This is a genomic window from Lachnoclostridium sp. (assembly GCF_031997925.1).
Classification (GTDB): Bacteria; Bacillota; Clostridia; order Lachnospirales; family Lachnospiraceae; genus Lachnoclostridium.
Window position 1 is genome coordinate 48,537 of sequence record NZ_DAMADT010000017.1, and the last position, 18,536, is coordinate 67,072.

Consider the following 18,536-nt stretch of genomic DNA (forward strand, 5'->3'; position numbering starts at 1 on the left):
TCTGTTTTATGTTAACTTAACCGAAATATAATTTCTTTGTAGAGTGAAACAAAGTATGCAACACCATCGCTGATTAAACTAAAGAATAAGGTGAAGATAAATACGATTACTCCGACTCCAACGATGGTAGCAAGACTAGATAGGATAGCCTTACTAAAGCTATAATCATGAATCATCATCATCGCTGAAATTACTAGAAAGACCGACCAAATAGTTGCAAAGTACTGCAAATACATATACAGTACGCCTTCCTCTAAAGTAATTACATTACTTAATAAGATGAGAGAATATCCAATGAGAATCTTAGGGGTAAAGGCATACACCGTCCCCATATAGATTTCTTTTAGTTTCCCTTTTCCATCTAAAAGAGTAGTTAAACTCCAATTTGCCACACACCATAATAAGATTGGTAGCACAATTGCAAGAACCTCAATCAACATATTAATATACTGCCAATGTACCGTCATGAATAGAAAACTGGTGTACTGAAGTTCGAATACTCTGCATAACGCAAGCAGAAGTAATAATATATTTGCTGCTGCCATGGAACCTCTTTTTTCATGGGTTAAATCCCAAAAACCATCGAAAGGATGCGTGATTATATAAAAAGAATATTTGAGGCTTTTCTTAAGCCGCTGCCAATCATAGGATTTCACCTGTTGTACTAGATTCATTCCTCAAATACCTCCTTCTTTACTTTTTTTACAAATCGGACAGTCTTTGGTGCGATAATGATAACAGCTACGATCAGTAATATGGTAACGATATTTTCCTCAATCCATTGCTTTCGGTATAACTGAAATGCTTTGGAATAGTTTTCAAAATCTTTCTTAACCTTAAAGTACTGCATCGCTTCTTTGTATTCCCCTTGTCTAAGAAGAGCTCTCCCTATACCTATATAAGCCAAGTCATAATTTCCATTGAGTTTTAATACTTCTCTCCAACTATTCGAAGATGCCTCGTATTCACCTAGCTTATACTCCTTGATACCTGCATTTATTAAATTTCCATAAGCAGTAAGATCAAATCTGGTAAAGCTGCCCGCTCTGGAATCTAACACAAAGAGTCTTTCCCCCATACTTGCAATTGCTACCGGATAAAGGAAAGAGCCAAGTTTATTTCCTAGACCACCGAATGCATACAGTAGATTTCCTTGGAAATCATACATAAAGATCCTTCCTCTGACACGGTCTAAACAACAATAAGAATCAAATGCCATCGTTGCTACATCTACAAAACGGGAACATCCACTAATTCCACCTGCATCTGCAAAGTCCACATCTCCATTTGGGTTATACCAGCCATTTCGAACCAAAATATCAGTCCCCATGGAATTTAATCGTCTAATTGGATTTGCGTTTTCTATGTTTCCCTGATCAAAAGTACTAGTTGTAGCATAAAGAAATCCATCCTCATCCAGGCACACGTTGTTATACTCTGTTGGCACAAATAACTCCATCTGTGCCCTCTGTGCTTTCGTAGAAATCATCTTCCATAGATAATCCTTAAAATTAACTTGAACTTTATTTGCACCAACATACCCTGTAAAATCACCCACATGATCAAATTCCATTAAACCTTTGTTGACATTCTTAGCCTGCACATAGATGCGTTTCGCTTTATCCACTACAAGCTTAATTGGAAGGAAATCCGATTGTTCTAATATCGTTCCATCTGTCGGCTTTGTAATCTGCTTTTGATAGCTACCATCTGGGTTAAGATGAAGAATTCGCTGATTGTTACAATCACTGATGTAAACCTCTCCATCCTCCGATTCAAAAACATCGGTTGGGTTATTTAAGGTACTTTCTTCTCCATTGATTGTGACAGATGAAATTTCTTTGATAACTTCATAAGTTTCATTCTCAAAACGAAGTATTACAACTCGGTTATTGCCTGAATCACAGACATAGATTCGATTCTCACGAATAAATAGTCCTTGTGGATCCTTAAAATCTCCCACACCAAGTGCTGATCCTGAGATATTCTCTATCGGAGTATATGCATCCGGTGAGGATTGATAGAGTCCCCAAAAATCATAGGTATAGGTATAATTTGAAGCTTCTGCATTCACTATTACAGAAGGACTAAGAAGAATCACAATTAAAAAACAAGCTAAGAATGCTTTCCATTTTCTCATCTTCTTTCCCTCCATCAATCCTTAATACCTGAATTCGCCATTGTTTCAATAATATTACTCTGTGCAAGAACAAAGGCTAATACAGGAACGACCATGACAAATAAGGTTACTGCAGCACCAACACCTGCTCTTGCAATACCGCCACTTATAATTTGTTGCAGTGCATAGGGAAGTGTTTTTAACTCCTCGGAATAGATAAAGTTACTTGCCTTGTTATTCCAGAGGCTTTGAATGGAAAATATAATTACCGTCAGCCATGCTGGCTTTACCATTGGCATAACGATATTTAAGAATATCTTTCCTTCTTTGGCACCGTCGATTTTAGCTGCTTCTATTAACGTATCTGGAATACTGTCCATAAACTGTTTTAATAAGAAGAAACCTATTGGGGAAGCAAAGGCTGGAATAATTACTGCAAGATAAGTATCCACCCACCCAAGTTTGCTCATAACCAAGTAGTTAGGAATCTGGGTTACATACCCCGAAAACATCAGAGTAGTAACTACTAAGTTAAAGAATGCCTTGCTTCCAGGAAATTTATATTTTGCTAATACATAGGCTCCCATAGAAGCAAAGATGACATGCCCTGCAGTACCCATGAATGTAATAAATACCGTGTTAAATATGTATCTTGAAAATGGTACCCACGACTTCCTCATAATGATAAACAAATCAGAGAAGTTATTTAAGGTAGGCTGCTGTACGAACAGTTTTGGCGGGAATAAGAATATTTCATTCAATGGTTTAAACGCATTGTTGATTGCATACACAAGTGGATAAACGAAGAATGCTCCAAAGACAATCAATAGCAAATAGATGAAAATATCCCCGGCTCTCGAACGATTCGGCTTCCTTTTCTTTATTTTAATCATATGGCTATTCTCCTTCTTTAGGTTCCGACTCTCCTTAAGAGTTTTTGTACCAGCTTGTTGCATAAGATCATTGTCAAAAATAATACCGTTGCTATTGCAGAGGCATAGCCCATCTCAAATCGAAGCGAACCATAATCTACTAAGTGGTTTACTACCGTATGCGCTGCATAATCTGTACTCGGAAAACCTGCCAAAGCTGTAGTAACATCTGCTACACCAAAGGACTGGGTAATAGCCATAACTGCACCAAACATTAACATTCCCTTCATATTAGGAAGAGTGATATACCACAACTCCTGCCAACGGTTTTTAATCCCGTCTACATAACCAGCTTCATACTGTGTCTGGTCTACGGTTTGAAGTCCTGCGATAAAGGATAAGAAACCAGTACCAAGACTCATCCACAATACAACAATGATAATAACTCCCATCATATAATTTGGATTCGTAAGCCATAAAATTGGTTTATCTAAGATTCCAACCTTCATTAGGAAACCATTCATATACCCGTAAGCATCACCGCTAAATATTAGGGACCAGATCAGATATACCTGACCTGCGATGGTTGGTGCATAAAACACTAGGACTGCGACTGCTCTGATATATCGTGGCAATTCATGAATAAACCATGCAAATAAAAACGATGCCAGATATCCAATTGGACCAGTAATTGCTGCCAGTAAAAATGTGTTCTTTACTGCAATTAAAAAGACATCATCCGCTAAGAATAAGTTAATATAGTTTTGAAGTCCTATAAATTTAGGAGCTTCTAATATATTGTAGTAAGTAAAGCTATAAAAGATAGAAACAACAACAGGTGCTACTACAAAGGTAAAGAAAACAAGAGCATAAGGCAGTAGGAACAGATAGCACGTCTTATGTGCCTTTATTTCTTTTAAAGTAATAAAAAATTGTTTTTTCTTTTTCGCCTTCCAAGATGCAACACTCATAACTGTTCCTCCCTCCTATTTTTCTAAACCGAATTCTTTTCGTTTCTTTGTAATCTCATTATTAATAGTTCTTGTATAATCCAGTAAAGTTTCTCTGGTATCTTCACTATTATTAATTACCTTTCGCACTGCATTAATAATATGTCTTGAGGTATAATAACCACCTGGCACTTCTGGTGTACCGACTACAGAATCCCACTGTTGTCTTAGTACCGCTGCATTCGCTGCGCTCCAGGACAGTTGTTCAAAAGCAGTTCTATTTGCTGTTGCATAACGTGCGGAAGCTCCCATCACACTCTCAAGCTCCCTACCAAATCTCGCTTGCGTTTCTGCACTACACCACCATTTGAAAAATTCCCAAGATGCATCCTGTTTCTCTGTTTTTAGCACCATAGAAGCTACACCCCAACCAGAAGTGGAACGGTTGATGGTTCCATCTTCTACTTTCGTTCCTGGTAACAGGGTAAAATCCCACAACCCACGAATTTCCGGTGCAAATACAACCAATGTATTGAAATTGTTATAATCCACAAAACCAATTGGCATCTCACCAGTACGGAAACGGTTAACAAAGTCGTATACAATTGGTGTTTTATAGTGAGTAAAGAATCTAGTATAAGTTTCAAATGCTTCGACTGCTAACTGTCCATCTAATAATGTTTTGGAGCCATCTTCATTATAAAGAGTACCGTTACGCTGATATAATTGTGCAAAGAAATTGGATAAGTCTGGGTATAACACATTGTTAATCTTTCGTTCAATTGATGGAATACCGACATTCATATTTTTCTTCTGAATGGTTGGTAAGATTTTAATCAAATCATCCCAGGTGTTTGGAATTTCAACACCAAGTTCTTCTAATACATCCTTACGATAGAACATTACGTTAAAGTTTAAGGTTTCCGGTATACCAAAAACACCATCTTGGTAATGGAAAGGAATGAGAGAACTTTCTGAATATTGTGCTGCTAATTCCTTATAGCCATCTAACTTACTAATATCAACTACCGCATTACGAAGTGCATAGTTTACAGGATCGCCTTGATTCACAGATAACGCTACGTCTGGTCCTGTACCCGCAACTACCGCTGGCATTAATGCTTCCGCAGCAATCAGTTTTACATTGACTGCAATTCCTGTATTTGGAGTAAAAGTATCATCAATCATTGTCTTTAAAATGGTACTTTGATCACGGCCAGACAACATCCAAACTTCAATCGCAGTATCTTTGTCATATACATTTCCCAAGTTGTTGTAGTCCTCAACGAAAGAGGAACCAAATGATTTTGCCTCATGAAGTGCTTTTTCTGCAAAGCTTTCACTAACAGTAGGGAGTGTAGCATCTTTCCCACTTAGGATAATGTAGTCAACATCCAAACTTCCCTCACTTAACGTTATCATCGAGTTGCCAAGAGAAGATATATTTTCTTTATAGTTTGTTAAAGCGAGTGGAATTTTCTCTGGTTTCTTAACAAAATTCTCAAGCTGTTTAGCAAGTGTTAAAGCTGAACCAGCCTGTGCACCACGTTCTCCTGAGTAATTCGTTAAGTCATCTACAATTTTATATAAGATTTTACTTTCTAGATCCATCGCTGTAATTACTTCTGGATATACTTTATCAATTCTGTAATCACGATATTTATCAGGTTCTGGTCCTGTTAATACTAAGATTTTACGATAAATTTCATTTAGTCTGAAAATACTTTCTTCCATCCTAGTTAAGATGTCGCCAAGCTCTCCCAAGGTTACTTCAAATCGGACCTTATGGATTCCCTTTGTCAGCGGAAAAAGATAATCTTCTCCGTTTTCATCCTGTAAAGTGTAAAGCGTCCATTCATTGGAATAACGGAATGGAATCACAGATACTCCTTCAAACGGAATCTCATTATCTAAGTAAAGTATACGATTCGATACAAACCCGCGGTTATAGTTTTGTCTAGCTTTGACAGAGATACGATATAATCCATCTTCTGGTGCTTCTACTTCCCATTCAATCCATTGACCTACTACTTTCCATGCACCACCACCTATCATATTGAGCCTGATTTTTGCAGTACTGCTAGGATCTGTTTTGGAAGAAGATCGATCAAAAATTGCATATAAGGATGGAGAAGAACGATATAATGCATCTTCACCCTGAATTACATCAAGATATGTAATATTTGTATTTTGAAATTGAGTCAAATCATATTTACTTAGAAATGTCTGATAATCTCTGGAGGATTCGCTATCTTGAAAACAAAAACTACGAATTGCCATTGGTTCATTAACACCTTCTAGGCGAATGGTATTTTCTCCAGCCTCTAAGTAAAAGTAATATGGTTCTGTGTAATATCCCATAAAGTCCTTAAAATAGCTGCTTTCCCACCTTGGCTTTTCCACTTGCGACGGACGGATGTCATTTCCCTGATTATCTTTTTTTACACCGCCCTCCATATCTCCCCAGATACGACTGAATGTAATGGTTTCAGCACCAAGGAATGGAATTTCTCCATTTAAGTAAATACAGCGTTCTATATCAGTACCTCTAGACTTAAGAGGAAAGTATTCAAGATAGGCTTGGTACATCCCTGCCTCTTTTACCGTAATACGGTATTCAAGTATACTGTTTTCCTCGGTCTTAAGTACCTTTTCTACGCCTTCAAAGTCAGAAAGCATTTCCACGCCTTCGGCATAAGAATAATTAAAGATATCGATATCAATAGTACTTGTCGCTTTTTTCGTGCTGGTATGACGTTCTAGATATTTTGTATAAGTATTGCTTCTCCCTAGCCCTTCCACCTCAGTATTTAAGGTTGCCCCTACATACTTAGCTTCAAAGCTGTCTTCTTCTTTGGTTAGTGCAAAATATACCATCAGTACCGCAATTACAACCGTAGCGCCCAATAACTTTTTCCATACCTTACTCCATAGTTTAGCCATGGTACCGTCACCCCTTTTATGAAAATTGTCTAAATTTTTGCTTTTAAGTATTAAGTTTTTAATTATTTAATAATAGCTTACGATGAAACAGGCTATTAATCTCCTCAAATATTGTTATTCATATATCAATTTTTGCTAATCCTTATACTTAGCTTGGCAACGTCTTCTAATTTTAAGCTAAATAAAGGAAATATATTATTTACTTTATTACTAAAATAAGGTATTATTTGTATTGTATTAGTATATTTCTACCATGTATTACTTAAATATCATTTGATTTTTAAACATATTGCAACATTATATTAAAAGCACGATTTGATATAATCATTATTATTTTAAGAGGGTATGTGAACATGAAGCAGATGAACGTAACAAATCCTATTCTTTCTGGATTCTATCCAGATCCATCCATAGTCCGCGTCGGACAGGATTACTATATGGTAAATTCCACATTTTCTTACTTCCCAGGGGTACCTTTGTCTCATAGTACTGACTTAATTCATTGGGAACAGATAACTAATATCCTATCTACTAAGAGTCAACTAAATTTAACGAATGCTCCTCATAGTGGCGGTATCTATGCACCAACCATCCGCTATCATAACGGGACATTCTATATGATTACTACCAATGTTTCTCATGGAGGAAACTTTATTGTCACTGCAACAAATCCTTACGGACCTTGGTCAGACCCCTGCTTCTTAAATAGTGCAGAGGGGATTGATCCTTCCCTTTTCTTTGATGAAGACGGGACTTGCTATTATTGTGGAACGAAAGGCCGTAGAGAAGGAGCGGCTTTCTTCGGGGATAATGAGATTTATGTACAAGAAGTCGACCTTACCACCATGCAGTTAACATGTGAATCCTATGCCATATGGCACGGTGCCTTAAAAGAAGTCGAGTGGCCAGAAGGGCCGCATATCTATAAACGAGATGGCTGGTATTATCTCATGATTGCAGAGGGTGGTACGGGATTAAATCATGCTATTACTATGGCTAGAAGCAAGAATATCAAAGAAATGTTTGAAGGATGTAAACGAAACCCTATCTTTACTCACAGACATCTTGGAAAAGAGTTTTGGGCAATCAATACAGGGCATGCTGATATCGTAGAGACCGAACATGGAGATTGGTATATGGTACTACTTGCAAGTAGACCATGTGATGGTTACTGCTTACTTGGTAGAGAGACTTTTCTAGTTCCGCTCATTTGGGAGGATGGATGGCCTGTTGTGAATCCAGGTATCGGCCTTTTAGATAGGGTTGTTACAATCCCAGGGAAGGCTTCTTCCACTTTAGTGGAATTCACTTCAGTGGAGTCTACTAAGGTGCAAGCTGATGTACAAGAATTCGATATTCAATTTAAAGACTATCACCCGACCTGTAGAGATATCAAAGAAAATTTCCGACAAAAGGAACTGCCACCTTATTTCTTCTACTTAAGAAATCCACAGGAAAACCACTATGAAACAGGCAGAGAAACGGGTCTTCGCTTATACGCCAGTGATGTACCACTCACGGCGGAAGATTCTCCAACAGCGCTCTTTCTTCGTCAGACTTCTATTAATTACACACTAGGTACCAAACTAGAAGCCACTCTTTCGAATGAAAATAGTGAAGCCGGTATTCTCTTAATGCAAAGCAATCATTTTCATTACCGTTTTTGTATCTATAAGGGCAAAGTTCCTATGGTTGTATTAATATCCTGTATCGACGGAAAAGAGCAGCTTTTAATAAAGAGAGAATTAACAAAACTCCCTTCCTATCTGTACGTGAGGGAAAACGGATTAAACTTAAGCTTTTCTTACTCTTTCGATGGAACAGAATACGAAACTGTTGCTACTTCGATTGATGCGAGTATCCTTAGCACAGAACGTGCTGGTGGCTTTGTTGGTACCTGTCTTGGTTTATATACCTATACTCCTTCCAACGAATTCGGAGAAGATTTTGCAGATTTTGACTATCTTCATTATCAGGTAATGTAACATACAGAATGCATCTCATTATTTGATCCGAAATTCGAATGCCTAGGCTATGTACAAGAAAAAGCATACTGTTCGAACTTTTTTACAAAAATTAAAGCAAGTTAAACCATGCCCCTGCTTGGTTTAACTTGCTTCTTTTGTTTATCTAAATATAACCGTCTTTTGTTCGTCCTTATTTTAAGAACCCATTTACAATCTGTGCTTCTGCTTCTGCCTCTGTAAGACCTAACGTCATAAGCTTGGTAATCTGCTCTCCTGCAATCTTACCTATTGCGGCTTCATGAATCAAACTTGCCTCTAAATGATTTGCCGTAATCTCTGGAATTGCACTTACACTACCACGGTCCATAAGGATTGCATCACACTCGGTATGTCCATAACATTTATTATTTCCATTGATCTTAGATAAGAATATTTGATGAGAGTCCTCCTTCGCAACAGAACGTGAGATTACGTTGGCTCCACAATCTTCTCCATTAAGATTCACTTCAAAATCAGTCTTTGCATACTGTTTTCCATGAGTCATTATCTTTTCTTTAATCACTAAGGTTGCTTTATCTTCTAGGGTTGCCTTTGTCGTACGAATGGTGGAATCTACACCTTTGATTTGAACGGTATCCATCTCCATGTAACCGCCCTCTTCAATATGAATAATTGTCTGTGGGTTTAAGATTCTCTCACCACTACCATCTCCAGAACCATAGTGCTTCTCTACATATTTTACTTTTGCATTCTGTCCTATAAAGAAGCTATGAATTCCATCGTGCTCTGCTTTATCAGAACCACCGTTATGAATACCACATCCTGCAACGATTGTAACATCCGAATCTTCTCCAATAAAGAAGTCATTATAAACTAATTCTGTCAAACCACTTTGACTTAACACTACTGGAATATGAATACTCTCATTCTTAGTTCCTGGCTTTACAATGATGTCGATTCCTGGTTTATCAGTTTTTGTAACAATGTCGATATGTTCAGTTGTATTTCTACCAGCACCTTGTCCATTTACTCTTAAATTATAAGCTCCCTGTGGAACCTCATGGAGGTCAGCCACCTGTAAGAGCAATTCTTTTTGTATTGCATCCATACCTTATGCCTCCCCCTTATAAAATTTACAACTTGGTGTTTCATTCAATAATTTCGGTAAGATTTTTTCCTTTTCATCTACCTCTACTATGCTACCATTCGCGATTACAATGATATCATCTGCAATATTTAATATACGTTCCTGATGTGAAATAATGACGATAGAACCTTGGATTTCCTGATGCATTTTCTCAAACACACGAATTAGGTTATTAAAACTCCATAAGTCAATTCCTGCTTCTGGTTCATCAAATACGGAGAGTTTCGTTTTTCTAGCAATAATCGTAGCAATCTCAATACGCTTTAACTCGCCACCAGAAAGACTTGCATTAACTTCACGAGTGATATAATCTTTTGCGCATAGTCCTACCTCAGAGAGGTATTCACAAGCTTTGGCTGTACTGATATTATTTCCGGCAGCTAATGTAATAAGGTCCTTTACTGTGATTCCCTTAAACCTAACTGGCTGTTGAAATGCAAATCCGATACCTGCTTTTGCACGATCTGTAATGCTCATCTCTGTGATGTCTTGTCCATCAAAAAGAATCTGCCCGGATGTCGGCTTTTCAATTCCTACTATTATTTTTGCTAATGTTGATTTACCACCGCCATTTGGCCCGGTAATTGCAATAAATTTATGATCGTCTATTGTTAAATTAATATTCTTTAATATGTCTTTGTTTGTTTCACCAGATACACCAAAGCACACATTTTTAAGCTCTAGCATAATTTATCCCCCAATCTGCGTACCCAATCCGTTGCAAGGTGAATCCATCCTTGACATTCTGGTGTTACACCACGGCCATCTGAGTTTTTTGTTTCTTCATTTGCTAATGCTAATCCATGGCCTCCAACTGGGTACATATGAAATTCTACCGATATATTATTCTTTCGAAGCGCACTAAGAAGCAACAAGGAATTTTCCACTGGAACAGCAGCATCGGTATAAGTATGCCACAAAAATACTGGTGGCATATTTTCATTCACTTGCTTCTCCAAAGACATTTTATCTACTAAAGTATCATACTGCTCTCCAAGAAGACGTAAAAAGGAATCTCTATGTGCAAATTCTCCTGAAGTAATCACCGGATAGCACAATACACATCCGTTAGGTTTTAACATATCTTTGCTTGTCTTTAGCGTTTGTGAAAGAAAGTCCTCTGTCCAAAATACGCCTAGGCTTCCTGCCAAATGACCACCTGCACTAAATCCTGATACCACAATACAATCTGAATCCACATTCCATTCCGCTGCATGCTCCCTTACCATCTTAATACTTGCTGCAAGTTCAAGCAAAGCAACCGGATATTCCACTGGTGCTACATGGTAGCGAAGAACAAATGCATGAAAACCTGCTGCAAGATATTGAATCGCAATCGGTTCTGCCTCACGATCAGAAGTTCTGCTATATCCGCCACCTGGACAAATAATGACAGCAGGTCGTTTTCTGTTACTATCCACCTGAGGTGTGTTATCTAATACATAAGTATAGAGCTTTGCACATTCTGAAAGCTCATATCCTTCCAACTTAATATCAATTACTTCGTGCTTCATCCTAAACTCCTATCCGCGTGCCTTAGCACACCTATGAACAAGAAAAAGTACGCTTCGTGAACCTTTCCTTGTCATGAATCAAGATATTACTCAAACGCTAGCCTTTTATAATGATGGCAACTTCGTGCTAACACAAATCGCCTTTAAAACCATTTTAATTTTACTCTCATTTTGGATTTTTTCCAACAGTTTTCAGTATATCACAAGTATGTTAATTTTTCCACAAAAATTAACAATAAGCTAGCTCTACTTCATAGATGCTTCGCGCACATAATCTTGACATAGGGTGCACTTTCGAATATAATCTAAAATGTATACTCTCATTTGGTCAACCTCATGAATGAAACAATAAGCATATGGAATCTGCACATATTACATCATTTGACTGAGAGGAATGCATTTCACATAACATGGACATTGTCATGACATTGTTCCTAACACTACTCCATAGCAATATGGAATATTTTTATTATAAGGAGATGATTCTTTGGACCCCGTCGCCACGCAGCTAGTCGTGTTGCTTTTCTTGTTACTATTGTCCGCATTTTTCTCATCTGCAGAAACTTCCCTCACCACTGTTAATAAACTTCGTATTCGAAGCATGGTGGATCAAGGGATTAAGGGTGCGAAAACTGTCAGTATATTAATTGAAAATCCTGCAAAGATGCTCAGTACCATCTTAATCGGTAATAATGTTGTAAATCTAACCGCTTCATCGTTAGCTACAGCTCTCGCGATTTCGATTTGGGATAGTAAAGCCGCAGGCATTGCAACTGGTATATTAACTTTGTTAATCCTAATCTTTGGTGAAATTACACCTAAGACACTCGCAACCATTCATGCAGAAAAATTAGCTTTCTTTTTTGCACCGATTATTTATTTCATGACACAATTATTAACACCTGTTATATATATTGTAAATAAGATGTCTTATCTTCTTTTGTTTATCATGCGTGTTGATCCAAATAAAAAATACGTTACGATGACAGAAAATGAACTACGTACCATTGTAGACGTCAGCCATGAAGAAGGTGTAATCGAAAGCGAAGAAAGAAAAATGATTACCAATGTAGTGGATTTCGGTGACTCACTCGCAAAGGATGTTATGGTTCCTAGAATTAATATGGCTTTTGCAAGTGTTGACATGTCCTATTCTCAATTGATTGAAGTATTCCGCGAAGAACAATACTCAAGAATGCCCGTATATGACGAAAACCGTGATGATATTATTGGTATCATCAACTTAAAAGATGTATTCTTTTTCCGTGGTGATTATAATGAATTTAGTATTCGTGATTATATGAGGGAACCATATTACACATATGAATACAAAAAAACCAGTGAATTGTTAAACGAAATGCGTAGAGAATCTTTACCAATGGTAATCGTACTGGATGAATATGGTGCAACTGCTGGCCTTATTACAATGGAAGACTTACTTGAGGAAATCGTCGGAGAGATTCGTGATGAATATGACTATGACGAAGAAGATGTAATCACCCAACTTGGTGAAAACGAATACCTTGCCGATGGTTCTGCAAAATTAGATGAAATTAATGAGTTTATCGGATTATCCTTAGATTCTGAGGATTATGATTCCATAGCCGGTCATATCATTCACCTATTAGACCATTTACCAGAGCAAGACGAACAAATTACAGAAAATAATATCACCTATACCGTAACAAAGGTTGAGAAAAATCGTATCGATAAGGTGCATATTAAGATAGAACTTGAGTTTTACAAATCAAATTCACAGGATAATGAAACTAACTAATAGTTTTAAGAGAGGATTCTGCCTATTTTCAGTACAGAATTCTCTCTTTTTTTAATCTATAGAAAATTTCTTTGCTATTACCTTTGAAGCTATCATTGGATTCTTAATGTAGTAAATTTCTTTACATTCTCTATAAAAACTATAATTCATGATTATTAATACCTTAGATTTCTTTGTATCCACCTTAAAAAACTATAAATTCATGATTTTTAAAGCAATAGTAAAGTAAATCATAATAGAACAGGTATCTACGATAGTAGTAATTAATGGAGCTGCCATTAATGCTGGATCCAATTTAAAGAACTTTGCTACCATCGGAAGCAAACAACCAAGAGCTTTTGATAGACATACTGTAGCAATTAATGTAAGACCTACCACAAATGCTAATGCCAAATCATTATATTGAATGAAAATACGTAATCCATTTACAAAACCAAGTGCCACACCTACTAAGAGAGCAACACGAATTTCCTTATAAAAAACACGGAAAATATCTTTGGAACGTATTTCATCTAGCGCCATACCACGAATCACTAGAGTAGAAGTTTGGGAACCACAATTTCCTCCGGTATCCATTAACATTGGAATAAATGCAACTAATAAAGGAATCGCTTTAAATGCATCCTCATATTTTGTTATCAGCACACCAGTAACTGTAGCAGATAGCATTAACGCTAATAACCATACAATACGGTTCTTTGCATGCTGAAATACTGAAGTTCTAAAATACGTATCCTCTGATGGTGCTAGTGCAGCCATACGTTCAAAGTCTTCAGTATTCTCTTCTTGCATTACATCGATTGCATCATCAATCGTGATAATACCTACTAACCGAAATTCCTGGTCTACAACTGGTAATGCAAGAAAGTCATATTTATCAAATTTTCTTGCTACTTCCTCTTTATCATCGTGTGTATTAACCGTTATCAAATTTGTTTCCATGATATAAGAAAGAATAGTATCATTCTTTGCAAGAAGCAAATCTTTTACTGTAACAATACCTTGTAACCTCCTGCTATCATCAAGAACATAACAGGTATAGATTGTTTCTTTATCAAGCCCAATTTTTCTTATCTTAGTAAATGCTTCATCAACTGTCATCGTTGCCTTTAGATCAATAAACTCAATTGTCATCACACTTCCAGCGCTACGGGAAGGATACTTTAAAAACTCATTAATTAATTTTCTTTGATCTGGATGCGTTTGCTGTAATATTCTTTTTACAATATTCGCGGGCATCTCCTCAATTAAGTCTACGGTATCATCAAGAAAGAGTTCATTTGTTACATCATGTAACTCTTTGTCTGTCATTGCATGAATCAGACGTTCTTGAAGCTCAGTTTCCATGTAGGAAAATGTCTCTACTGCAGTATCTTTTGTTAAGAACCTATATAGTAGAATCATATCTTCATTCTTAACTTCGCTTAATATCTGTGCGATATCGGCACTATTCATAGTTTCTAAAATATGCTTTAAATCGTTAAAACGTTTATTTTCTAATAACTCTAATACTTTTTCTTGCATGCTTATGCCCTCCTATCATTTTCATTCAAGTTGGCATAAAACCATGGGCACCCCGAATAACCACCCTTTATTACACGCCAAGGAGAATAGACGTCAGCAATTCAACTTCAAATCCTGCGCATACATTTTGTATACTTGGAAGTTTAAGTGAATTTAATTTGCAATACCACTTCCCCTTGACGTTACGCCGCTTTGGTTTTATGCCGCTACTACTGCAACTGCCATCGTCCATTCTCCTCACCTCTCTTTCTACTTATACAAACATAAACTTTTCTTTTGTTTCAGATATCCTCATATCATTATATCCACTAAAACAAAAAAAGCCCTGATCTCTTACCAAAATCTTCGGCAAAAGAACAAGGCTTACGAATCTATAAATACTCGCAGCAATTAACCGTTCAAGCTTTAGCATCGCAGGGCATGGCATACATTGACGCCTTGAAATTGCATTAGGTTATGCCTTGATTCGACACAACCTGCTAACCAACTAATAGTGTCTCCATTATTTCGCGGTAGCAATCCATATCCCTGCGGTAGCCTCACCTACCGAAGTTTAATTCTTTACATACTATACTACGTATAATTACATATGTCAACAAACAATGGCATATTTTCTGCCAACCCTTATCAATCACTTAATGACAGCTTCCGCAAGAACAACCGCCACAATTGTGCTCTCCGTCTTTATGATCGTGGTGATCATGGTGATTGTGGTGATCATGATGGTCATGATGATCGTGGTGATCACAATTTGCCTCTGTAGATGGTTTTGATGCCCCATCTAAGAAAGAAGCCACAGCAACCTCAATGTCTCCTTGCATTCCAGGAATTACAAGGATATCTTCATCCATTAATAGTCCCATAGCAGCACTGCCTATTCCACCACAAATTACAACATCAACACCCATTTCTTTTAATAAATCTACTGTAGCAACATGGCCGCTGCCTGTATTCTTGAGGGTAGCTTTGCTGATTAGAGAATTTCCTTCCAATTCAAAAATAGTAAAGGTTTCACAATGACCAAAATGCTGAAATACATTATGATTCTCATCTGTTGTTACAGCAATCTTCTTCTTATTTTTTGTTGCTTTTGACTCCACTGGAAGTAATTTAGCAAGTGCCTTAGCTGCCTCATCCAACCAATCACCTTGCAACTCTTCTGCCTTACCAGCATCAATTGTCTTTGCAATCGCTGGATTGATAGGCATTTTAGCAAATACAGGTACGCCAAATTTCGCAGAGATTTCGTCAATATGGCTTTCACCAAATACACTAATCTTCTCTTTACAGTTATGACACTCTAAATAAGAATAATTTTCTATAAAACCTAAGGTCTTAATATCCATGGCATTCGCCATATTCACCGCTTTGGATACGATCATAGATACTAATTCCTGAGGACTTGTAACGATAATAATACCATCTAAAGGTAGTGATTGGAATACTGTTAGAGGAACGTCGCCGGTTCCTGGTGGCATGTCTACAAAGAGGAAATCAACATCACCCCATACTACATCAGACCAAAACTGTTTCACTGTTTGTGCTATCACAGGTCCTCTCCAAACAACTGGAGTCTCTTCATCCTCTAATAATAAGTTAACTGACATAACTTCAATTCCATTTTTTGTGATTGCAGGTAAAATACCAAGTTCATTGGCTTCAGCTTTCTTATGAATACCAAATGCTTTTGGAATGGAAGGGCCTGTAATATCTGCATCTAAAACTGCAGTCTTATAACCCATACGATTCATAAGAACTGTAAGATAAGATGTTATGGTAGATTTTCCTACACCACCCTTTCCACTTACAATACCAATCACTTTCTTCACACGACTATATTGATTCATTGGTGCTAAAAGGTCTTCTTTCGATGGTTTTCTTGAACTACAATTGGAGCTACAACTACTACAATTGCTAGAACAGCTGCTTTGTTGTTGATATACTTGTTCGCTCATGTGTTATCTCCTTTATGTTCTAGATTGTGCGGTGTATCATCTTTCTGATTTAGTGCTTTTTCTTTCTTCATCTTACAGACTTTACATCGCTTTGCACAGTCGCATTGCGCAGTTGCTATGGTATAGTTACCACCCTCAACTAAAACGCCTTTCGCTTCACATAATGCTTCTGCACTCTTTTTTCTTGCTGAGTATAGAATACGTTGAAATGTACCTCTTGATACCTGCATTCTTCCTGCTGCATCTTCTTGCTCTAACCCTTCAAGGTCGCAAAGCCTAAGTGCCTCTAATTCTTCTACATTCAGTTTCACATACTCTTTTTTTCCGCTCGCAGGTGTAAATACTTTATTCTGAAAATCTGCACACACCCGCCTGCATACTCCATTTCTAGGCATATTCACTCCTATTAAAACATTTACAACTAGCGGTAATGCGCACTCACTTTTTCTTGGCGAGTTTGCGTTGTTATTGTGCATATGCACACTATCAATTATAGCCTAATGAGAAAGTTTGTCAATAGCTAACGTGTTTTCCCCGCATATTGTTTTTCAACTTGCTTGATTATAATATGATAAGATACAAAAAGTAATACAGAAGCTGCTACCCAAGCTGCTGGTCCTGCCAAGCAAATACCGGCATATCCCATAAGTCCAGGCAGTATAAATGCTGCCGCAGAACGGGCTACTAATTCAAAAACACCAGCCATTAAAGGCATAAAACTTCTTTGCTGTGATGGAAAACTGAAATGCCATAGGTAATCCAATCTGCAAATGTTTCCATGCAAATCTTACATCAAAGCGAAAATCTTTTTTTGATAGACGAAGCATCGGATACTTCATAAAAGCATAAATTACACAGGAAAGACCGGATAAAAACTGAGATAATACAGTTGCCCAAGCCGCCCCTGCAACCCCCATATGAAAGTTAAGAATAAATAAAAAGTCTAACCCTATATTTAATATAGAAGAGACTGCTAAAAAATAAAGTGGAGTCCTACTATCTCCAATTGCGCGAAGCAAGCACGCTATCAAATTATAGAGCATACATGCAAACACACCAAGAAATATAACTACAATGTAATCATATGCCTCTTGTATAATTGAATCTGGTGTATTTATAAGCAGTAATAATGGTTTTGCAAGTAATACTGCTAGCGCTGTTATAACGATTGTAATAAGGATTCCAAGCATAATTGAAGTAGCTACGGAGCGCCTCAATCCATCCTCATCTTTTGCACCAAAACGTTGAGCAGCTATCACCGCGATTCCACCTGTAATTCCAATCACAAAACCTAAAATTAAAAAGCTAAGCGCTCCGGTTGTTCCTACCGCTGCCAAAGCATTCGAGCCAAGACACTGTCCAACAATAATTGTATCTGTCATACTATAAAGCTGTTGGACTACATTTCCAATCAGTAAAGGGATTGAGAAGAAAAATATTAATTTGGTTGGACTTCCCTGCGTCATATCTTTTGCGTTTGATCTAGCCATGTTTTCCTCAATTCTTACGCTTTTGCGTTTGCTATAAGTAAGTTATGCTTACATAATAAATTACTTTCCTATTTCTTGACATATATGTTCACTGAATCTAGATTTCCATAAAACCTATACCGCTAACATAGAATACCACGATATTCCTGAACTCGCAATGTGTTTTCCCTCAGAAAATACTGCTTTATTCAATACGATAAAATATCCTCTACCTAGAATAGGAAATTCCGCTTACACTACCAGCTCTACCTCATTGTCTTGCCTAAACGTGGTATTTA

Annotated in this window: 15 protein-coding genes, 1 pseudogene and 1 riboswitch; of the genes and pseudogenes, 2 read left to right on the plus strand and 14 right to left on the minus strand. The window is 37.2% G+C overall.

Annotated features, from left to right (window positions below; all coding sequences use genetic code 11):
* Positions 1–11: 11 nt before the first annotated feature.
* The 5 genes from RTP52_RS12010 to RTP52_RS12030 are packed head-to-tail and all read right to left on the minus strand — an operon-like array spanning position 12 to position 6,884.
* Positions 12–674 carry a YIP1 family protein gene (locus tag RTP52_RS12010; RefSeq protein WP_312371577.1) on the minus strand — a complete coding sequence of 221 codons (663 nt, stop codon included), beginning with the start codon at positions 672–674 and terminating at the stop codon, positions 12–14.
* Positions 671–2,140, minus strand: a complete 1,470-nt coding sequence (locus tag RTP52_RS12015; RefSeq protein ID WP_312371579.1) for a hypothetical protein — start codon at positions 2,138–2,140, stop codon at positions 671–673. The genes RTP52_RS12010 and RTP52_RS12015 overlap by 4 nt, the downstream gene beginning before the upstream one ends.
* A 14-nt stretch (positions 2,141–2,154) precedes the next feature.
* Complete coding sequence (locus RTP52_RS12020; RefSeq protein WP_312102039.1) at positions 2,155–3,012, minus strand: carbohydrate ABC transporter permease; 858 nt, start codon at positions 3,010–3,012, stop codon at positions 2,155–2,157.
* Between the two features lie 17 nt (positions 3,013–3,029).
* Complete coding sequence (locus RTP52_RS12025) at positions 3,030–3,962, minus strand: carbohydrate ABC transporter permease (RefSeq protein ID WP_312102042.1); 933 nt, start codon at positions 3,960–3,962, stop codon at positions 3,030–3,032.
* Positions 3,963–3,977: 15 nt separating this feature from the next.
* Entirely contained in the window at positions 3,978–6,884 is a 2,907-nt protein-coding gene (locus RTP52_RS12030; RefSeq protein ID WP_312371582.1) for an extracellular solute-binding protein, read from the minus strand.
* Between the two features lie 353 nt (positions 6,885–7,237).
* On the opposite strand from RTP52_RS12030, the gene RTP52_RS12035 reads away from it, so the two are divergent.
* Complete coding sequence (locus RTP52_RS12035) at positions 7,238–8,869, plus strand: glycoside hydrolase family 43 protein (RefSeq protein WP_312371584.1); 1,632 nt, start codon at positions 7,238–7,240, stop codon at positions 8,867–8,869.
* Between the two features lie 172 nt (positions 8,870–9,041).
* Here RTP52_RS12035 and RTP52_RS12040 read toward each other — a convergent pair whose 3' ends face one another.
* The 3 genes from RTP52_RS12040 to RTP52_RS12050 are packed head-to-tail and all read right to left on the minus strand — an operon-like array spanning position 9,042 to position 11,512.
* Positions 9,042–9,959, minus strand: coding sequence for a SufB/SufD family protein (locus RTP52_RS12040; protein ID WP_312371585.1), 918 nt, complete (start codon positions 9,957–9,959; stop codon positions 9,042–9,044).
* 3 nt (positions 9,960–9,962) lie between these two features.
* Complete coding sequence (locus RTP52_RS12045; protein WP_312371588.1) at positions 9,963–10,685, minus strand: ABC transporter ATP-binding protein; 723 nt, start codon at positions 10,683–10,685, stop codon at positions 9,963–9,965.
* Positions 10,679–11,512, minus strand: a complete 834-nt coding sequence (locus tag RTP52_RS12050) for an alpha/beta hydrolase (RefSeq protein ID WP_312371591.1) — start codon at positions 11,510–11,512, stop codon at positions 10,679–10,681. Before RTP52_RS12050 ends, RTP52_RS12045 begins: the two co-directional genes overlap by 7 nt.
* Positions 11,513–11,999: 487 nt before the next feature.
* Here RTP52_RS12050 and RTP52_RS12055 point away from each other — a divergent pair, with 487 nt between their 5' ends.
* The gene (locus RTP52_RS12055; protein WP_312102057.1) at positions 12,000–13,289 is read left to right on the plus strand and encodes an HlyC/CorC family transporter; all 1,290 of its coding nucleotides are present in this window, start codon (positions 12,000–12,002) and stop codon (positions 13,287–13,289) included.
* A gap of 192 nt (positions 13,290–13,481) precedes the next feature.
* Here the strand turns inward: RTP52_RS12055 and mgtE are convergent, their stop codons facing one another.
* From mgtE to RTP52_RS12075, 6 genes and pseudogenes are all read right to left on the minus strand, one after another.
* On the minus strand, positions 13,482–14,813 hold the full coding sequence (gene mgtE / locus RTP52_RS12060) for a magnesium transporter (RefSeq protein ID WP_312102060.1): 1,332 nt from the start codon (positions 14,811–14,813) through the stop codon (positions 13,482–13,484).
* A gap of 383 nt (positions 14,814–15,196) precedes the next feature.
* Positions 15,197–15,371: riboswitch (M-box (ykoK) riboswitch) on the minus strand.
* Positions 15,372–15,448: 77 nt separating this feature from the next.
* Complete coding sequence (locus RTP52_RS20410) at positions 15,449–15,913, minus strand: NifB/NifX family molybdenum-iron cluster-binding protein (protein ID WP_334308330.1); 465 nt, start codon at positions 15,911–15,913, stop codon at positions 15,449–15,451.
* A gap of 6 nt (positions 15,914–15,919) precedes the next feature.
* Positions 15,920–16,768 (minus strand): annotated as a pseudogene (locus RTP52_RS20415) (P-loop NTPase); the annotation flags it as partial.
* The gene (locus RTP52_RS12070) at positions 16,765–17,163 is read right to left on the minus strand and encodes a DUF134 domain-containing protein (RefSeq protein ID WP_312102066.1); all 399 of its coding nucleotides are present in this window, start codon (positions 17,161–17,163) and stop codon (positions 16,765–16,767) included. The gene RTP52_RS12070 and the pseudogene RTP52_RS20415, both read right to left, overlap by 4 nt.
* Before the next feature lie 125 nt (positions 17,164–17,288).
* A complete protein-coding gene (locus RTP52_RS20275) occupies positions 17,289–17,474 on the minus strand; it encodes a hypothetical protein (RefSeq protein WP_312102069.1) in 186 nt (61 codons plus the stop codon).
* Positions 17,458–18,258 (minus strand): MATE family efflux transporter, encoded by an 801-nt coding sequence (locus RTP52_RS12075; protein WP_331661436.1) that lies wholly within the window; start codon positions 18,256–18,258, stop codon positions 17,458–17,460. The genes RTP52_RS20275 and RTP52_RS12075 overlap by 17 nt, the downstream gene beginning before the upstream one ends.
* Positions 18,259–18,536 lie beyond the last annotated feature (278 nt).